Genomic DNA, 16031 nt, shown 5'->3' with positions numbered 1-16031 from the left:
TTGGTTTACAGAACCTCAAACAGGCCAGCAGCACCCATGCCGCCGCCAACACACATGGTGCAGACAACGTATTTGGCACCGCGACGCTTGCCTTCGATCAGCGCGTGGCCGACCATGCGTGCGCCCGACATGCCATAAGGGTGACCGATAGAAATCGCGCCGCCGTTTACGTTCAGCAATTCGTCAGGGATGCCCAGCTTGTCACGGCAGTACAGAACCTGCGATGCAAAGGCTTCGTTCAGTTCCCACAGGCCGATGTCGCTCATCTTGAGGCCATGCGCTTCAAGCAGCTTTGGCACAGCGAAAACCGGACCAATGCCCATTTCGTCAGGTTCACAGCCAGCAGCCATCACGCCAACATAACGACCCAACGGGTTCAGACCCTGCTGTTCGGCTAGCTTGGCTTCCATGATAACCGAGGCAGAGGAGCCATCGGACAGCTGCGATGCGTTACCGGCGGTGATGAATTTGCCTTCTTTAACGACCAAGCCATCTTTGAACACGGGCTGCAAACCACCAAGGCTTTCCTTGGATGTGCCGGGGCGGTTGCCCTCATCCTTGTCCAACGTGACCTCGTGCGACGAGATTTCTTTGGTCTCGCGATCTTGGGTCATCATTGTGGTGGTCATGGCAACGATTTCATCGTCGAACTTGCCAGCTTGTTGCGCTTGATGGGTCAGCTCTTGGCTGCGCGCGGCGTATTCGTCTTGTGCTTCGCGGCTGATGCCATAGCGCGATGCAACATTTTCTGCTGTCTCAAGCATGGTAACGTACAGGTCTGGCATGTTTTCCTTAAGGTAAGGGTCTGCCTTGACGCGCATTTCAGGGGTTTGCACCATCGAAATGCTTTCAACGCCGCCACCGATCACGATGTCCATGCCGTCCATCACGACCTGCTTGGCCGCTGTGGCGATTGCCATCATGCCCGACGCACATTGACGGTCCAACGACATGCCACCAACGGTGACAGGCAGACCGGCGCGCATGGCAACCTGACGGGCGATGTTGCCGGCAGAATGCCCTTGCTGCAACGCCGCGCCAAATACGCAATCGCTGATTTGGTCAGGGTCAACACCCGCGCGTTCGACCGCATGTTTGATGGCATGGCCGCCAAGGGCCTGAGGTGTGGTGGCATTGAACGCACCGCGATAGGCTTTGCCAATCGGGGTACGGGCTGTGGATACGATTACTGCGTCACGCATGGTGATCTCCCTTTAAAATATAGTCTGTTAGCCCCAATCCAGATCAAGGCCTTGGGCCTTGGCTGCATTGAGAGCGTATTTCTTGGTCTGGCTAAAGGCGTCGGTCAGCTCTTGCTGGCCTGCCTCGTTCGTAATTTTGTCGAATGCAGCTGCGACGCCCTCAGGGGTATTGTCCTGACCGGTCAACGTCACGCCTTCCGTTTCGTAAACGCGGGTCTGGGCAAAGCTGCCTGCCCCTGCGCCAAGGATCACCCGGCTGGGGCCGTCTTCGCTCACAAGGTATAGCAGGCCGGGGGTAATGGTTTCGGGTGCCAGCAATTCCTGAGCCTGTTCGGGCAGCAAATCGGCGGTCATCCGCGTCGCGGCCGTGGGGGCCAGCGTGTTGACGCGAATGTTGTCACGCGCGCCTTCCAGATGCAGCACATTCATCAGCCCCATCATCGCCGCCTTGGCCGCCCCATAGTTGGACTGACCAAAGTTGCCATACAGGCCCGATGCCGACGACGTCAGCACGATGCGCCCGTATTTCTGTTGGCGCATGATCGGCCAGCAGGCGTGAGTCACATTGGCAGAGCCGATCAGATGCACGTCTACGACTTTGCGAAAATCAGACATCTCCATCTTGGAAAACGTTTTGTCGCGCAGGATACCGGCGTTGTTCACCAAGATATCGATGCGGCCCCATGTCTCCATCACCTGTGCGACCATATCGGCCACACCAACCTCGTCCGACACATCGCAGCCGTGCGACATCGCCTCGCCACCCGCATCGCGGATTTCCTGTGCGACGGCTTCGGCAGCGGTCGATGATGCGCCCTGCCCGTCTGTTGTCACGCCAAGGTCATTAACCATAACGCGCGCACCCCGTGCGGCCAGCCCCAAGGCGTGACTGCGGCCAAGACCAGTACCGGCACCTGTGACGATCGCCACACGGTTATCAAATCGGATGTCCATCATCGCCCCTTAATGCAGTGCTTGTTCAAAGATGTTCGGGCCGCTCATCACGTTGATGCCGCCACTCACGGGAATAACAGCGCCGGTGATATAGGCACCGCCGGTCCCGCATAGAAACAGCATACAGCCGGCAATATCCGTGTCCGTCCCGACGCGGCGCAGCGGCACGTCTTGGCCCACTTTGCTGCGCATATCTTTGTCGTGGGTGGCAAACGCTGTCATGCGCGACACGAACGGCCCCGGTGCCAAAGCGTTCACAGTGATCGCATCCCCCGCCAGTTCCTTGGCCAGAATTTTGCTAAGGTGGATCACAGCGGCCTTGGACGCGGAATAGCTATAGGCCCCATCGCCCATCTCGCGTTCGCCCATGACCGACCCGACATTCACAACCCGCGCAGGGTCTTCGATGGTCGCGTGCTTTTTCAGCATCGGCAGCAGTTTTTGTGTCAGATCGAACAGACCGGCCACATTGACGTTCATCACCTTTTCCCATGCCTTGAACGGGAATTCACCCAAGGGTGCGCCCCATGTGATCCCCGCGTTGTTCATCAGGATATCAAGGCGGTCTGTGTGGGCTTTCACGGCTTCCACCATCGCATCGACACCTTCTTCGGTGCCGACATCGCCCGCAAACCCGATGGCCTTGCCGCTGGCGCCCATTGCGTTCAGCTCTTTCGCGACGGCCTCGCAGGCATCACCCTTCCGGCTTGCGATCAGCACGGTCGCGCCTGCACGCACCAAACCTTCGGCGGCCATACGCCCAATGCCTGTCGCACCACCTGTAACGAGGGCGATTTTACCCTCCAGTCCGAAAAGTGTATTGATATCCATGGTTTAAAATCCTCTGTGCTTGGCGACTTGGTTCGCGTGATAACCGTAATCGCCCAGCCATTCAGCGCCCACACGGGCGCGTTTCATATAAAATCCGATGTCATAAGCGTCGGTCATACCGATGCCGCCATGCATCTGAACACCCTCTTGCACCGCCAGTTGCGCGGTCGACGTGGCGCGGGCTTTGGCAAGGGATACGGCCATAGTGGCGTTGTCGGGATCTTCGTCCAACAGACGCCCCGCGTTCACGATTGCAGATGCCGTTACTTCAATCTCGCACCACAGATGCGCGGCGCGGTGTTGCAACGCCTGAAAGTTGCCGATGACCGTGCCGAATTGCTTGCGCTCTTTCAGGTAGGCGACCGTCATGCCAAAGGCACCGGCCGACAGCCCGGCCATTTCAGCGGCCAGCGCTGCCTGACCCGCTTCAATCGCGGGTTTCAGCACACTCATCGCGCTGTCCACTTGACCCAAGACATCTTCGCCCGTCGCCTCGACATTGTCGAAATCGATCCGCGCGGAATCCCGTGCGTCGATCATGTTTTGTGCGTTGCGCGTGATACCCGCACGGTCTGCCGGGATATCGAACAGGGTCAGACCGTCATCGGTTTTCGCCAGCACCAGCAAACGGTCGGCCAACGCGCCATCGACGACGAATGTTTTCTTACCGCTTAGGCGGAAACCGTTCCCCTCGCGCGTCGCCACCATAGAAGTTGCTTCGGGGTTGAACTTTGATGTCTCGTCAACAGCAAGCGCATAGGTCACATCGCCCGTGGCAATTGCGGCAAGCGCCTTTTCGGCCCGCGCATCGCTGACATTGCGCAGCGCCGTCGCGGCGATCACAGCGGTCGACAAAAACGGGCTGACGACCAATGTCTTGCCCATTTCATGCGCCAGAACGCCCGCAGCGGCGTGGCCCATGTCGGACCCACCGGCGGATTCAGGGACCAGCACGCCGGCCCAGCCCATGTCAGCCATTTCTTTCCACATTTTCGCGTCGTGGGTTTTGCCCGCATCCCGCAGATCGCGGAACGCTTTGACGGGGGCGGATTTATCAAGGAAGCCGCGTGCGGCATCGGCCAGCATGGTTTCGTCTTCGGTCATTACCAGATTTGCCATGATTTATGCCCCCAACCCAAGAACGCGGCGCGATACGATGCTTAGCATCACCTCGGATGTGCCGCCTTCGATAGAGTTCGCTTTGGTACGCAACCAATCCGCAGGGCGGTTGCCCAAAGGCCCGTCCCATTCCAACGCATCAGACCCACCCGCAGCCATCAGCAATTCGTGACGCTGTTTGTTCAATTCTGTGCCCATGTATTTCAGCATCGCGGACGCATCACCTGCGCCCGTTCCGGCTTCGGCTTGGTCTTTGTAACGCTCCAGCGTCAACCCGATGGACAGTGCATCCACCTCGCAGCGCATCGCGTCGGCGCGCAGGGTGGTTTCCATTTCCTGACCTTCGCCAAGGGATTCATTCAGCACCGCGCCCAAAGCACGCCCACCAGAAAGCCCCTGACCGCCCCCCGAGATCATCTCGCGTTCATGGGTCAGCAGGTATTTCGCCACGTCCCAGCCACGGTTTTCGGTGCCAACGATCTGGTGCTTCGGCACCTTCACATCGGTAAAGAAGGTTTCGCAAAACACCGACGCGCCCGAGATCAGTTTGATCGGCCGGGTTTCAACGCCTGCGTCTTCCATATTGATCAGCAGGAACGAGATGCCCTTGTGCTTCGGCGCTTCGCGGTCGGTTCGGATCAGCGCGAAAATCCAATCGGCTTTGTCAGCATAAGAGGTCCAGATTTTCTGGCCATTCACCAGCCAGTGGTCGCCCTTGTCTTCGCCTTTGGTCTGAACGCTGGCCAAATCGGACCCGGCGCCCGGCTCGGAATAGCCTTGGCACCAGCGGATTTCACCGCGTGCAATCGGGGGCAAATAGTGCAGTTTTTGTTCGTGCGACCCAAAGTGCAGCAAGGCTGGCCCCAGCATCCAGATGCCAAAGCTGTCCAGCGGACTGCGGGCACCGATACGGTCCATTTCTTCTTTGAGAATCTTTTCCTGGGCACGGGTTAGCCCGGCACCGCCATATTCGACCGGCCATGTGGGCACGGTGTACCCTTTGGATGCAGCGCGTTCCATCCAGTCGCGTTGCGCGTCTGATGCAAACTCAAAATTCTTGCCACCCCAACAAATGGATGCTTCACTGGCTTCGCCACCGCGCATTTCGGCCGGGCAATTTGCCTCCAGCCAATCGCGCAGTTCAACTCGGAAACCCTCCAGTTCCTGATTGGACTGCATCGTATTCTCCCCCCTCGATTTTGCGGATAACAATTCCGCACTGCAAAATTGCATTTCGAAATTCGATTGACAAGACAGTTTCTGAACGCGCCTATTGCTTTGCAAATTCTTGAGGAGGAATGTCGAAATGAAAGCCATGCTAAGCACCGCCCCCGGTGGCCCTGAAACCCTGGAACTGACAGAGCTACCGCAGCCCGAACCCAAAAAGGGCGAGGTCCGTATTCGCGTCCGTGCTGCTGGCCTGAATTTCCCTGACACATTGATTATTCAGGATCTTTACCAGATGAAGCCCCCCCGCCCCTTTGCCCCCGGTGGCGAAGTTGCAGGCGATATTGATGCGGTTGGTGAAGGTGTCACAAACGTTGCTGTTGGCGACCGTGTTCTGGCGATGACCGGCTTTGGCGGCTTTGCGACCGACATGTGTATTGACGCCGGTCGGGTCATGAAAATCCCCGACGCGATGCCATATGACGAAGCGTCATGTTTGGTGCTGACCTACGGCACCTCGCATCACGCGCTGAAAAACCGCGCTGAAATCAAGGCGGGCGAATCCTTGTTGATCCTTGGTGCTGCGGGCGGCGTGGGTGCTGCCGCGATTGAGCTGGGCAAAGCTGCCGGCGCCAAAGTAATCGCCGCCGTGTCGTCTGAGGAAAAAGCGCAGTTCTGTCGTGATTTGGGCGCGGACGAAACAATCGTCTACAGCCGCGATATGGACGACCGCGCCACGCAAAAAGAGTTCTCGAACCAGATCAAAAAACTTGCAGGCGGTGACGGTGTTGATGTCGTCTATGACGCGGTTGGCGGTGCATACGCTGAACCCGCCGTGCGCGCGCTGGCGTGGAAAGGCCGCTATCTGGTCGTTGGCTTTCCTGCCGGCATTCCGAAAATCCCGTTAAACCTGACATTGCTTAAGGGGTGCCAAATCGTTGGCGTGTTTTGGGGCGCGCACACCGCCCGCGAACCGCAAGCCCATGCCGAAAACATGGCCGATCTGTTCCGGATGTACGCAAACGGTCAAATCAAACCGCGCATCTCTGCCCGCTTTCCGTTGGAAAAGGCCGCTGATGCGTTGACCCTGATGCAGGATCGCAAGGTTCTGGGCAAAGTCGTGCTCGACGTTGCGTGAGCCTGAAAGGAAAGTAACATGACAAACCGACAAATCGTTATTGCGGAACTGCCCACCGATGCGCTGACGCCCGCACATTTCAAAGAAACCACAACGGATATGCCCACGGCGGGCGACGGTCAGGTGGTTCTCAAGGTCATTTTGATGTCCATCGACGCGGCCAACCGGTCTTGGATGAAAGGCGCAACATACCGCGCCGCCGTGAATGCCGGTGACCCCATGCCGACATATGCAATCTGCGAAGTCATCGAAACCAAGTCAGACCGTCTGGCCGTTGGTGATATCGTCGCGGCCGAGGCAACTTGGTCAGATTACATCGTCGCCGAGGCGCGCAAATGCGAAAAGCTGCCCAAGGTGCCGGAACTGTCCAACCTGATGTCGGTCTATGGCATCGCAGGCAAAACCGCGTTTCACGGGCTGATTTCCGTTGGCCAACCCATTGCAGGTGAAACCGTGCTGGTATCGGCAGCGGCGGGATCGGTCGGCGGCTATGTCGGCCAGATCGCCAAGGCGCTTGGGTGCCGCGTTGTTGGCATCGCGGGTGGTGCCGAAAAATGCAAATGGGTGAAAGACGAGCTCGGCTTTGATGAATGCATTGATTACCGCGCACCGGGTCTGTCCAAGGCGTTGCGTGCAACCTGCCCTGATGGGGTCGATGTGTATTTCGACAATGTCGGCGGCACCGTGTTGGAAACCGCGTTGTTCAGCATGAACGAAAAGGGTCGTATCGTTTGCTGCGGCGCGATCAGCCAATACGACACCGAAACACCGACCGGTCCGCGCAACTTGCCCGGTCTGGTCGTGGTCAAGCGTTTGCGCATGGAAGGCTTCATCGTGATGGACTGGGCCCATGACGATGCCAAAGCCCTGCGCGCGTTGCAGACTTGGGTCGCAAACGGCCAGATCAAGGTAACCGAAGACATTGTCGAAGGTCTGGAGAACGCCCCGCAAGCTTTGATTGGCCTGCTAGCGGGCGAAAACAAAGGCAAGCGTATGGTGCGCGTTGCCGCTGATCCAGCATAGGAGGAAGCCACCATGTCTGCACTGAAAAAGGCGGTTGAGCACAGCGAAACCCTGATCGGCACCGAAGTTGGGGTGTCCGATTGGATCACTGTGGATCAGGAAATGATCGACCAATTCGCGAAGACTACCCATGACATGCAATGGATTCACATTGATCCCGAACGCGCCGCTGCAGAAACCCCGTTTGGCGGCACCATTGCTCATGGTTTTCTGACATTGTCGCTGGCCAGCCGCTTTGCCTATGATTGCTTTAACATGATGCCGGGTCAGGTGATGGGCATCAATTATGGGATGAACAAGCTGCGGTTTTTACGGCCCGTCCCTGCCGGATCGCGCCTGCGTGGGCGGTTTACCCTGCAAAAGGTCACTGCGCGCAACGCAACCGACATGCTGCGGGAAAACCTGCTCACGGTCGAGATTGAGGGCGAGGAAACCCCTGCCCTGATCTGCGAATGGCTGGGGCTAGCCGTTTTCAAAGACTAGATCGTTTCGCATTTCGCAACAAAGGCCGCCTTGTTTGGGGCGGCCTTTTGCATTTCTGACGCCTAGGCTATTTACCTATTTGTCGGGGGCCGTCACCGCGGTGGATTGGGCAGTCAACGGCCCACATTGACCGCGCGCCTGATCGGGCAAAGGTTCCGCAACAGCGGGGCCAAGCTTGCGATACCACGCAAACGATAGACAGGCCGTCAGGCCCATGATCGGAATTAACGTGCCCATCGCAATCACGGCATTACCCATCAACGCACCCAGCGACCCCATAAGCAGGCCAGACCCCATCTGTATGAACCCCAGCAAAGATGCTGCAGACCCCGCGGCACGCCCGAACGGCGCAAGGGCGGCTGTCGACATGGCCGGCATCACAAATGCAATCCCAAAGGAATAAACCCCCACCGGAATCATCACATGCAGAAAGCTGGGCGGCCACATCAGCAGCGTCAAAGTCCCAACGCTGCCCAAGGCAACGAACATTAGGCCAGGGGCCACCAATGCGTTCGCGCCATATCGTCTCATCAGCTTGCGGCAGATCAGCGACGCCGCGAAAAAGCTGCCCGATTGCGCCAACATAGACGCCCCGAATTGCGCGGGGGACAGGCCGACCTCGTTCATCAAGATGAACGGTAGAAACGTCGCCTGCGCATAAATCGCACCCAACGCGCCCCCCATAACCAGTGACGCAGAAATGAAGTGCTTGTTCGTCAAAAGCATCTTGTAAGTGCGCCCAAGTGCTGGAAAATTTAGGCGCGATCGGTCGGGAACGACGGTTTCTTTCAGCGCAAAAATAACCACCGCAATGATACCAATGCCGAACAGCGTCATTAACAAAAAGATCGAACGCCAACCAAACAACGGCAGCATCAGACCGCCGATTGTGGGGGCCAACGCAGGCCCAAGCGCCAGAATAATACCGATCAAATTCATGATGCGCGACGACTGATCATCGGTGAACAGATCGCGCACCAACGCCCGTGAAATCGCGACCCCCACCGACGCGCCAAGACCTTGGACAAAACGCGCAGCCATCAAAACCTCGACCGAGGGGGACAACATCGCCGCCAGACTTGCAACGCAGTACAAACCCATGAAAGCAATGGTAACCGGACGCCGGCCCAATGCATCTGATAGCGGCCCCGCCACCAGTTGCGCACAGGCGAACCCCCCGAAATACAAGGTCAGGGTCAGCTTGATTACGGATTCAGTTGACCCGAAATGGCGCACCAGTTCGGTCATGGCGGGGGTGTATAGGGCCATGGAAACAGGCCCAATCGCCACCAGCATCGCGCCAATAATACTGACCCTGCGTTCTGTCATTATGGGGGCGGTCATGCCCTGTTATCCGGTTTCGAAACAGCAACGCGCGGGCCGTCAATATTGGCGCGCAGCTTGCGTGCTGTCTCAAGGAAAGCCTTCCAATCGTTGGGGCAAAGCCCGCTGGAAATCAGCTGCTCCGTCCGCTCCCCCGCCTGCGCGATTTGCGATAAAGTGTCTGCCGCTTTTGGTGTGAGCGTCACGATCTTCGCACGGCGGTCTTTCGGATCTGCCTCCCGCGCGACCAGCCCCTCCCCCTCGAGCCGGTCAAGAAAACCAGTCAAGCTCATCGGGGTCATGCCTAGGCTTTCAGCCAACAAATGCTGGCGCGTCGGGCCACAGCGGGCCATATGCGCCAGAACGCGGGCCTCGGCTGCCGTAACTGATAGCTGGCTCGCTTCGATTTCTCGGGCAAAAACGCCACGGGTGATCCGCGCAATATCATTAAACAAAAAGCCAAAACTATCGGTATCAATCGTCTTACGCATTAGGGGTCCACTATTCTGTTTGTAAGTTTGCCTTACTATATATCAGAATTAGCATCGGTGCCTTCCCTGTCAAATTTTATCGTTAACAATTAGAAAACAACGCAGCGTTCAACACCGCGCGGCCTATCCCATTAGCGTAAATCCGAAATTTCAAACCGGGACCGGCTGACAAAACGCTCCCCTGCTTTCAGCAGGCTTGAGGGAAAACTGGGTTGATTGGGCGTATCCGGCCAGAACTGCGGCTCAATCGCCAGCCCTGCGCAAGGTCCATATGGTTTGCCAAGATGCCCGTTGAAAGGCGCTGTATCGATATGACATCCGTTATAAATCTGCACGCCCGGCTGATCGGTTTGAACTTCTAATACAATACCTGATGCCTCTACCCGACAAGCGGTCTGCAGCGGCATGTCAGAAGACCCAAGACAAAAGTTATGATCCAGCACCGGGCCAATGTGACGTGGTTTGCGATAATCAAATGCGGTGCCCTCCACCGGCGCGGGGTCGCCAATAGGGATCTGCTCATCATCCACGGGTAAATATGTATCTGCGGGCACGGTCAGCAGATGATCCGACAGGTCGTTCCCGCCGGACAAATTCCAATATCCGTGAAAAGCTGGGCTAAAGAAAATATCCGCATCCGCCTGCCCAGAAATCTCAACCTCCAACGCCCCCGAAGCGGTCAAACTATAGATAACAGTCGCGCGGATATTGCCCGGAAAACCGCCCAAGCCATCAGGATGTTGCAGCGTTAATTCGCAAGCGGCGTCAGACACTTGGCTAAGGGACCAGTACCGATCGCTAAAGCCCGCGCAACCGCTATGCAGTGTCGTCTGACCGTTTTCATTCTTGTCCAAGTCAAAAGACTGGCCGTTAATCTGCATGCGGCCACCCGCAATACGGTTGGCCACAGGCCCGACAATGGCGCCGAAATAGTGCATTTGATCAAAATACGAATCAATCGTTTCGCCACCCAAGATCAGGCTGTGATCAATGCCCGCCACCCTGTAATCCTGAACTGTGGCACCCCAGGATAAAACCCGTGCGACAGCGCCGCCTAAGCGTAATTCACACGCTTTTACCTTTTTTCCATAGGGGTTTAAGCCGAAATTATAGACCATTAAGTCGCCCGTCTTTCTGCCGCAGCCTGCCAAAAATTATGCGCATACACATAGATTCCCTGATAAAGTATAAATATTGCCCATATTTTGACACGTTTCCCTTACAGGTTGTTAACACGTTTGGCGGGGCAGTGTTGCTTTGCTTGTTATATTTAGTGGGGCTAGTTAAATGAAAATTCTTGCGGTTGATGACGATCCAATCATCCTTGAACTGCTTGCGCATTTCATCGAGACAATGACGGAACACAAGCTGGTTATGGCCTCTTGTGCCGATGAAGCTATTGAAGTGATCAAAGCAAATGCACGCGCGCCTTTCGATTGCTTCTTGCTGGATATCCAAATGCCCGGAACAGATGGCATCGCCCTTGCTGGCAAAATTCGTGCGCTTGATAATTATGTCGATACGCCCATTCTGATGCTCACCGCGATGTCGGAAAAAGATTATATTGATGCGGCCTTTGCTGCAGGTGCCACCGACTATGTGACCAAACCATTTGAGATGTTCGAACTCAAGGCGCGGTTGGCACTTGTTGAACGTGCCTTTGCCGAGCGCGAAGCGCGCACAACCAAAATTTTCGCCGCTCAAAAAGTGAACCCGAACCAGGGTAAGGGCACACCGCCAATCGATCTTTTTGAACCGGTCGCAATCTATGAAATCGACAACATGATCGATTTCATGGCATTCGAAAATTATATCCGTCAGCTCAGCCGGAACGACCTGTTCGGTTCGACCGCCTTTGCGTTTACAATTCGCGGGATCGCCCAGTATCACGCGACGATGTCGCCGTTTGAATTCTATTCGGTTTTGACAGATGTTGCCGAAATCATTTCGGACACCCTTGGCGACGGCCAGTTCCTGATGTCCTACGCAGGAAACGGCACTTTCGTTTGCATCACAGAAAGCGGCTGGCAGCCTGATATGAAGGCGCTGGCCCTAAGTGTTAACCTCACCCTCGCCAAGACAGAACTGTTTGACAATCAAGGTCAGCGGATCGAACCGCGGGTTTGCGCCGGTGAGGCGATTAGGTTAATGTGGAAAACAAGCGCGACCGTTATGGACGCGATTTCCGCAGCGCATGCCTCGTCGGAAGAGTCTGTTGCTGCCCATGAGGATGCGCATAAAAATGCGTGGCAAATTGGTCTGACTGCATGATGCATCAAAAGCTTAAACTCCCAGGGATCGATCGTATCCGAAGTCGGTTTCTTGAGATGCTGAAGACGCGACAGATTTCAATTGCCGAATACACGTTGGTTGCTTGGGAAAGCCATGAGCTAGAAGAAGTTAACGGTGCGTTGGTAAGCGCACGCACATTGCTGCATCAGATCGCCGGCACTGCCGGTTCTCTTGGTTTTGAGGACCTAGGGAACGAAGCGCGAAGCATTGAGACCGAGATTGATGAGCATCTGAACGGACCCGATGCGGACCTTGCCATTTGTCCCGGTCCTTTGTTCTTTCACTTGGACGGCTTTGTACAGCTTTGCCAGACTGTTCTTGATGCCCAACCGGAAACAACGGTTGAGCCTTCTTAATCTACCCCTTTAATCAAGCACTGCTTTAATCTGGTCGCCCAATGTGATCGGGTCAAACGGCTTGCTGATCACGTCGACTGCACCAATCTGCCGTAACTCGTCCATCTCGTTTGGCTGTGCCCGCGCCGTCATAAAGATCGCAGGAATTTCGGCAAACTCTGGCCGTTCGCGCAACAGCTCCAATGTCTGACGGCCGGTCAATCCGGGCATCATCATGTCAAGCAGTAGAACATCAGGAATATAGTCGTTTGCCCGCGCCAGAGCGGCTTCACCGCTGTCACATTGGACAACTTCAAAACCGCCCGCCATTTCTAGCGCGAGATCCACGATTTCGCGGATCGACTCGTCATCCTCAACGTGAAGAATTTTTATCACCATTACCCTCCCAAGTAAAAAATCATCTGTTCTCTAGGGTTGGACCCGGCCACCTGGCAAAGTCTAAGCCCAAGGTTTCATTGAATTATGCCCCGTTTTCGGCAAAATTAATAACGCAATCGATAATGCGGTCCATATCAGCATGAGATTTCACAATGTGCTCACAAACGCGCTCATCTTTTGCGCGTATGCCGTCTGACGTCAGCACAACAATACGCGCATTTGGTTGTTTCTCGATAATTTCATCCAGCAAAATTGACGCGTCCCCATCCGGTACGGTCCAATCCAGAATGATCACATCCCACGTCTCGCCGGTTAGCAAGCTGCGGGTATTCCTGATCCGAGTCACGTTATGCACGTCAGCATAGGCGCCGATCCCGGCGCGGATGACTTCGGCGAAATCTTCGTCATCCTCGAGATGCAAAACCTTTAGCCGTTTGCCGGGCTCGGGGCGCGACGACCGCTGCAGCGCGGGCGTTTGTACCTCGGACGCCTGTGCAATCGGGCAGGTGAACCAGAACACAGTCGGGCCGTCAGGTTTGCTTTCAAAGCCGATTTCGCCGCCTTGCCGCCAGACAATCTCTCGGGTGATGTTCAGGCCCAGACCGGTACCACCTTTGGCACGTGTGTCCGATCCGTCTGCTTGCGAGAACCGTTGGAAAATGCGCCCTTTGAACGATTCAGGCACCCCTGCCCCGATATTCTGAACATAGACGATGGCAACATCATCCAGCTTTTCGACCGTCACCGTCACATCAGTATCGTCGTAAGAATACTTGCACGCATTCGAAATCAGGTTGGCCATGACCTGCATCATCCGTCCTGAATCCGCGACGACATACAGTTCTTCATCAGGCAAGATCAGTTCGAGCTTGGTCTTATGCGTGACGGCAAAGGGCATCATTTCGCTTTGGGCAGACCGGACCAACTCGCACAGCTCAACCTCGACCATGTTAAAGCTGATCTCGCCCGAGGAAATCTTTTCAAGGTCCAGAATATCATTCACGATATCGGTCAACCTGTCCGAATTCGATTGCGCGATCTGTACCAACCGCAGGGCCGATGCAGGCAGCTTGTCACGCGCGGCCATTTCAATCAGGCCCAATGCACCCTTGATGGATGTAAGCGGCGTGCGCAGTTCGTGGCTGACGGTTGAAACGAATTCGCTTTTGATCTGCTCGATCTTCTTTTTGTCGGTGATATCGACGACCTGGGCGATATACACATAGGATCCTATGTTTTTGTCATAGTTCCATGTGATGTTGAACAAGCCCCACCGGTGTCCACCGTTTTTGTGAAGGATTCTGAACTCCTCGCGATACACATCCTGGGTGCCCGCGTGCACGGTGCTTAGTACCGCGGCGATCATCCGGTCCATATCATCTTTGGGGATAATCCGGTCCAAATTGAAATCCTTGAGCATCTCAATATCAGAGTAGCCCGTCAGCTCGGTCAGCGCGGGGTTCACACCAATGAAAAAGCCACCGCTGTTAAGCGTCGCCATACCCACCGGTGCCGCCTCAAGCACAACGCGGAACCGCTTCTCGCTCGCCTCAAGCGCATTGCGGGAATGACGCAGTTCGGTCACGTCAGTTTGTGTGCCGACCATGCGCAGCGCTTTGCCGTCCTCGTCGCGCTGAACCACGACGGCATCCGATCTCATCCAGCGCCAGTTGTCGCCAAATGCCACGCGGTATTCAGCGATCGACCGGATTGTTTCACCTCGGATACACCTGCGATCGGCCTCTAGCAGCAGCGTCATATCATCCGGGTGGATCCGCTCCATGAACACTTCTTGAGGGTTGTCGATCTCTTGGTCGATATCCATGATGTCGCGCCACGTATGCGAGACGACCGACGTGCCGGTCTTAAGGTCAATCTCAAACACGCCGATTTGCGAGCCGGACAAGGCCGCGTCGAAGCGCTGTTTGGTGACCACCAACTCATCCGCTATTTCGACATCCGTGGTGACATCGCGCAAGATCACGGTGGTCCGGCGTTTGCCAGATGACGTGACCCAGCCGTTTGTATGCAAATCAAGAAACAATTCCCGCCCGGTCAGCGTGTGACCCAAGGCGTTATAACTTTGATGCGCGTCATCTTCCGAAAGCTCGGTCACAAAATCGGAAAAAGACAGGCCGTTCAGCCCATCGCGCTTGCCATCAAAGCAGTTTGTCGCCGCATGGTTGGCAAATACGATATTGCTGTCCTCGTCCAAAATCATCACGGCGACGACCGTATTCTCGACCAAAGACCGGTTTTCTTCCTCGCGGGCGTTGATCTTTTTCGCCCGCAAACTGGCGACCTCGGCTAGGCTTTCGTTTCGCAGTCGCAATGCACGCATCGCGAACGCCAACATCATAGAAAGCAGCAAACCGCCAAACAGCAAGAAATACGGCGCGCGCGTGGCGTGAACGCCGTTGAATAGGGCCGTGCTGTGATAGTGAAGCGTCCATTGGCGGCCGAACATATCCACGGTATAACTGGCAGTATAAAGCCTATCCATGTGCTCATGTTCATGGGTGCTATAAATCAACGCATCGTCGTCAATTGCGCTTCCATCATAAACTTGGAATTCAAACAGCCGCCCCTGCTGGGGATTCAATCCCTCCAACAGGTTACGCCCGACAAAAGGCGCATAGACCCAACCTTTAAAATCGTCAGCGTCAAAATATGGCCGCAACAAAAGAAAACCCGGTTGCGCCGTGTCATCCTGCACCAAAAGAATGCGCGGCGTTAACTGGGGCAGTCCTGTTTCGCGGGCACGGTTCGCGGCGTCGCGGCGTCCTTGCTCAAAACTAATATCTAGGCCGACCGCCGCCGCGTTGATGTCGGTTGGCGCAATATACTTGATGATATATTTTACGTCGCTGTCCGTTTCCGGATGTACGGTAAAATTCTCGACACCCGCTGCGCGCATACCGGCGACAAATTCCGGCACCTCGCCGGCGAGTACAGGTTCGATAAAGCCAATTCCGTTTATCCCCGGCAGGGTTTCTTTCAAGTTCAGACTGCTGGCAAATATCTCGAAATCATCGACTTCGATGCTTTCTGATGCCCGCATCATGCCCGCCGCGCCATTAAGACTTTGGAGATAGATATCCAAGCGCGTTCTTAGCGCCTGAAGAGCGATATCAGTAATGCGTTGAAACTCTGCATTGGCTGCCGCTTTGCCCATTCGTGAACTCTCGGCGAAGACCCCGAAGGTTATCAAAACACACAAGACCACCAAAATTATATCGAGACGTTTAAACAACCACTTAACCCATTTAATCTT

General features: G+C 55.6%; 15 protein-coding genes. 5 read left to right on the top strand and 10 right to left on the bottom strand.

All coding sequences use genetic code 11. The annotated features are described in order from the left end of the window. Positions 1-5: 5 nt before the first annotated feature. From AADJ11_RS17650 to AADJ11_RS17630, 5 genes are read right to left on the bottom strand one after another with little or no spacing between them, the layout of a single operon-like run. Positions 6-1202 (bottom strand): acetyl-CoA C-acyltransferase, encoded by a 1197-nt coding sequence (locus AADJ11_RS17650; RefSeq protein WP_341235757.1) that lies wholly within the window; start codon positions 1200-1202, stop codon positions 6-8. A 27-nt stretch (positions 1203-1229) separates the two neighbouring features. Continuing rightward, positions 1230-2156 (bottom strand): SDR family NAD(P)-dependent oxidoreductase, encoded by a 927-nt coding sequence (locus tag AADJ11_RS17645; RefSeq protein ID WP_341235756.1) that lies wholly within the window; start codon positions 2154-2156, stop codon positions 1230-1232. A 9-nt stretch (positions 2157-2165) separates the two neighbouring features. Further along, on the bottom strand, positions 2166-2987 hold the full coding sequence (locus AADJ11_RS17640) for an SDR family NAD(P)-dependent oxidoreductase (protein ID WP_341235755.1): 822 nt from the start codon (positions 2985-2987) through the stop codon (positions 2166-2168). Between the two features lie 3 nt (positions 2988-2990). Beyond that, positions 2991-4106: an acyl-CoA dehydrogenase family protein gene (locus AADJ11_RS17635; RefSeq protein WP_341235754.1), complete on the bottom strand. Its 1116-nt coding sequence runs from the start codon at positions 4104-4106 to the stop codon at positions 2991-2993. Positions 4107-4109: 3 nt separating this feature from the next. Next, a complete protein-coding gene (locus tag AADJ11_RS17630; protein ID WP_341235753.1) occupies positions 4110-5285 on the bottom strand; it encodes an acyl-CoA dehydrogenase family protein in 1176 nt (391 codons plus the stop codon). Between the two features lie 127 nt (positions 5286-5412). Here AADJ11_RS17630 and AADJ11_RS17625 point away from each other — a divergent pair, with 127 nt between their 5' ends. Genes AADJ11_RS17625 through AADJ11_RS17615 form a run of 3 tightly spaced genes read left to right on the top strand, consistent with a single transcriptional unit; the run spans position 5413 to position 7917 of the window. Then, positions 5413-6411 (top strand): NADPH:quinone oxidoreductase family protein, encoded by a 999-nt coding sequence (locus AADJ11_RS17625; RefSeq protein ID WP_341235752.1) that lies wholly within the window; start codon positions 5413-5415, stop codon positions 6409-6411. An 18-nt stretch (positions 6412-6429) separates the two neighbouring features. Further along, a complete protein-coding gene (locus AADJ11_RS17620; protein WP_341235751.1) occupies positions 6430-7434 on the top strand; it encodes an NADP-dependent oxidoreductase in 1005 nt (334 codons plus the stop codon). Between the two features lie 12 nt (positions 7435-7446). Further along, positions 7447-7917, top strand: coding sequence for a MaoC family dehydratase (locus tag AADJ11_RS17615; protein ID WP_341235750.1), 471 nt, complete (start codon positions 7447-7449; stop codon positions 7915-7917). A gap of 75 nt (positions 7918-7992) precedes the next feature. Here AADJ11_RS17615 and AADJ11_RS17610 read toward each other — a convergent pair whose 3' ends face one another. From AADJ11_RS17610 to AADJ11_RS17600, 3 genes are all read right to left on the bottom strand, one after another. Further along, a complete protein-coding gene (locus AADJ11_RS17610) occupies positions 7993-9261 on the bottom strand; it encodes a multidrug effflux MFS transporter (RefSeq protein WP_341235749.1) in 1269 nt (422 codons plus the stop codon). Beyond that, a complete protein-coding gene (locus tag AADJ11_RS17605; RefSeq protein WP_341235748.1) occupies positions 9258-9731 on the bottom strand; it encodes a MarR family transcriptional regulator in 474 nt (157 codons plus the stop codon). Before AADJ11_RS17605 ends, AADJ11_RS17610 begins: the two co-directional genes overlap by 4 nt. Positions 9732-9862: 131 nt before the next feature. Continuing rightward, the gene (locus AADJ11_RS17600) at positions 9863-10849 is read right to left on the bottom strand and encodes an aldose epimerase family protein (RefSeq protein ID WP_341235747.1); all 987 of its coding nucleotides are present in this window, start codon (positions 10847-10849) and stop codon (positions 9863-9865) included. Positions 10850-11018: 169 nt separating this feature from the next. On the opposite strand from AADJ11_RS17600, the gene AADJ11_RS17595 reads away from it, so the two are divergent. Further along, a complete protein-coding gene (locus AADJ11_RS17595; RefSeq protein ID WP_341235746.1) occupies positions 11019-12002 on the top strand; it encodes a response regulator in 984 nt (327 codons plus the stop codon). After that, positions 11999-12379, top strand: coding sequence for a phosphorelay protein (locus AADJ11_RS17590; RefSeq protein WP_341235745.1), 381 nt, complete (start codon positions 11999-12001; stop codon positions 12377-12379). The genes AADJ11_RS17595 and AADJ11_RS17590 overlap by 4 nt, the downstream gene beginning before the upstream one ends. Before the next feature lie 9 nt (positions 12380-12388). Here the strand turns inward: AADJ11_RS17590 and AADJ11_RS17585 are convergent, their stop codons facing one another. Together AADJ11_RS17585 and AADJ11_RS17580 are read right to left on the bottom strand one after the other, a co-directional pair. After that, positions 12389-12754, bottom strand: coding sequence for a response regulator (locus tag AADJ11_RS17585; RefSeq protein ID WP_341235832.1), 366 nt, complete (start codon positions 12752-12754; stop codon positions 12389-12391). 85 nt (positions 12755-12839) lie between these two features. Continuing rightward, entirely contained in the window at positions 12840-15932 is a 3093-nt protein-coding gene (locus AADJ11_RS17580) for a CHASE domain-containing protein (RefSeq protein ID WP_341235744.1), read from the bottom strand. Between the last annotated feature and the right edge of the window lie 99 nt (positions 15933-16031).

The organism is uncultured Sulfitobacter sp., assembly GCF_964021855.1.
Lineage (GTDB): Bacteria > Pseudomonadota > Alphaproteobacteria > Rhodobacterales > Rhodobacteraceae > Sulfitobacter.
The sequence above is the reverse complement of the archived record's forward strand: the minus strand, read 5'-3'. Positions and strand labels throughout refer to the sequence as shown.

What these genes read in the sequence shown, in the direction of transcription:
- AADJ11_RS17615 (WP_341235750.1), top strand. Translation starts at nt 7,447, where the DNA reads ATGTCTGCACTGAAAAAGGCGGTTGAGCACAGCGAAACCCTGATCGGC.
- AADJ11_RS17595 (WP_341235746.1), top strand. Translation starts at nt 11,019, where the DNA reads ATGAAAATTCTTGCGGTTGATGACGATCCAATCATCCTTGAACTGCTT.
- AADJ11_RS17635 (WP_341235754.1), bottom strand. Translation starts at nt 4,106, where the DNA reads ATGGCAAATCTGGTAATGACCGAAGACGAAACCATGCTGGCCGATGCC.
- AADJ11_RS17630 (WP_341235753.1), bottom strand. Translation starts at nt 5,285, where the DNA reads ATGCAGTCCAATCAGGAACTGGAGGGTTTCCGAGTTGAACTGCGCGAT.
- AADJ11_RS17645 (WP_341235756.1), bottom strand. Translation starts at nt 2,156, where the DNA reads ATGGACATCCGATTTGATAACCGTGTGGCGATCGTCACAGGTGCCGGT.
- AADJ11_RS17650 (WP_341235757.1), bottom strand. Translation starts at nt 1,202, where the DNA reads ATGCGTGACGCAGTAATCGTATCCACAGCCCGTACCCCGATTGGCAAA.
- AADJ11_RS17590 (WP_341235745.1), top strand. Translation starts at nt 11,999, where the DNA reads ATGATGCATCAAAAGCTTAAACTCCCAGGGATCGATCGTATCCGAAGT.
- AADJ11_RS17605 (WP_341235748.1), bottom strand. Translation starts at nt 9,731, where the DNA reads ATGCGTAAGACGATTGATACCGATAGTTTTGGCTTTTTGTTTAATGAT.
- AADJ11_RS17610 (WP_341235749.1), bottom strand. Translation starts at nt 9,261, where the DNA reads ATGACCGCCCCCATAATGACAGAACGCAGGGTCAGTATTATTGGCGCG.
- AADJ11_RS17600 (WP_341235747.1), bottom strand. Translation starts at nt 10,849, where the DNA reads ATGGTCTATAATTTCGGCTTAAACCCCTATGGAAAAAAGGTAAAAGCG.
- AADJ11_RS17625 (WP_341235752.1), top strand. Translation starts at nt 5,413, where the DNA reads ATGAAAGCCATGCTAAGCACCGCCCCCGGTGGCCCTGAAACCCTGGAA.
- AADJ11_RS17640 (WP_341235755.1), bottom strand. Translation starts at nt 2,987, where the DNA reads ATGGATATCAATACACTTTTCGGACTGGAGGGTAAAATCGCCCTCGTT.
- AADJ11_RS17620 (WP_341235751.1), top strand. Translation starts at nt 6,430, where the DNA reads ATGACAAACCGACAAATCGTTATTGCGGAACTGCCCACCGATGCGCTG.
- AADJ11_RS17580 (WP_341235744.1), bottom strand. Translation starts at nt 15,932, where the DNA reads ATGGGCAAAGCGGCAGCCAATGCAGAGTTTCAACGCATTACTGATATC.